This is a genomic window from Streptomyces katrae, assembly GCF_000966975.1.
In the GTDB taxonomy this organism is placed as follows: domain Bacteria; phylum Actinomycetota; class Actinomycetes; order Streptomycetales; family Streptomycetaceae; genus Streptomyces; species Streptomyces katrae.
Genome location: NZ_JZWV01000934.1, coordinates 1 through 877, shown reverse-complemented (window position 1 = coordinate 877; position 877 = coordinate 1). Strand labels below are relative to the sequence as shown.

Here is an 877-nt window from a genome sequence, read left to right as displayed (position 1 = left end):
CACGCGGGCGGCGAACCCGTCCGCCAGTCCGCCCGCGCCGAAGCGGAAGCCATCCCCTCCCGCCCCCGCAGAGCCCGCCACCGCATCGAACAGGCCCGCGCCTACCACCTGGACGCCCAACCCGACGTAGCGCTGGCCACGCTGGCCCAGGCCCACGAAACGGCCCCGGACACCATCCGCTACAACGGCTACGCCCGCAGGATCATAGGATCCTCCTGGAGGAAGCCGAATCCAAGTCCCCGTCCCGCCGCCGCCGAGCCTCCGACCTGGCAACCCGCCTGGGCCTCCTGACCTCCTGAAAGAAGGGGCACAGACTGTGCCCCTTCCCCGGCAATCCCACCCCTACCGTCATCACACGATCCCCTGACGACAGTAGGGAGCACCGCCATGACCGCACACACCCATGCCCCCGAAACCCCGGACGCACCCTTGACCCGTGTGACGGTCATAGACACCCCCAACACGGACCTCCTCGACCGCGCCCAAGCCGGCTGGGAGCGCTTCCTCGACACCTTCGAGGAGCCTCCCCATGAGTGAGCGGTACGAGTACGTCCCCCACCGCCTCCTCCACCAGCGTGTCCGCGACATCGCCTCCGGCGTCGAGGGCGTGCTGATGGCCGTCATCAACGAAAACGTCTCGGACACCCTCAACGAGCACTGGATGGAACTGGCCTACATCCGCAACGCCTCGGGCCGGGAGTTCACCACGGCCGTCGCCAACGTCCACCCCGCCTATGACCAGCCCAAGAAGGCCGCCGGACGCCGAGAAGAGCGAAGCGCGTAGCGATCTGACGCGGACGGCGGCGCCGATCACAGCAGGAGGGCCCGGATGCCCGGCGGGACACGGCCCCGACCCACCCACCCGCACCCGGGGAGG

2 protein-coding genes and 1 pseudogene are annotated in these 877 nt (G+C 69.6%); all 3 read left to right on the top strand.

Going from position 1 to position 877, the window contains the following annotated elements:
- A pseudogene (locus VR44_RS46545) lies at positions 1–299 on the top strand (XRE family transcriptional regulator); the annotation flags it as partial.
- Between the two features lie 88 nt (positions 300–387).
- Positions 388–537, top strand: coding sequence for a hypothetical protein (locus tag VR44_RS45420; RefSeq protein WP_157880441.1), 150 nt, complete (start codon positions 388–390; stop codon positions 535–537).
- Positions 530–784, top strand: a complete 255-nt coding sequence (locus tag VR44_RS29930; protein ID WP_045950751.1) for a hypothetical protein — start codon at positions 530–532, stop codon at positions 782–784. The genes VR44_RS45420 and VR44_RS29930 overlap by 8 nt, the downstream gene beginning before the upstream one ends.
- The last annotated feature ends 93 nt before the right edge of the window (positions 785–877 follow it).

What these genes read in the sequence shown, in the direction of transcription:
- VR44_RS45420 (WP_157880441.1), top strand. Translation starts at nt 388, where the DNA reads ATGACCGCACACACCCATGCCCCCGAAACCCCGGACGCACCCTTGACC.
- VR44_RS29930 (WP_045950751.1), top strand. Translation starts at nt 530, where the DNA reads ATGAGTGAGCGGTACGAGTACGTCCCCCACCGCCTCCTCCACCAGCGT.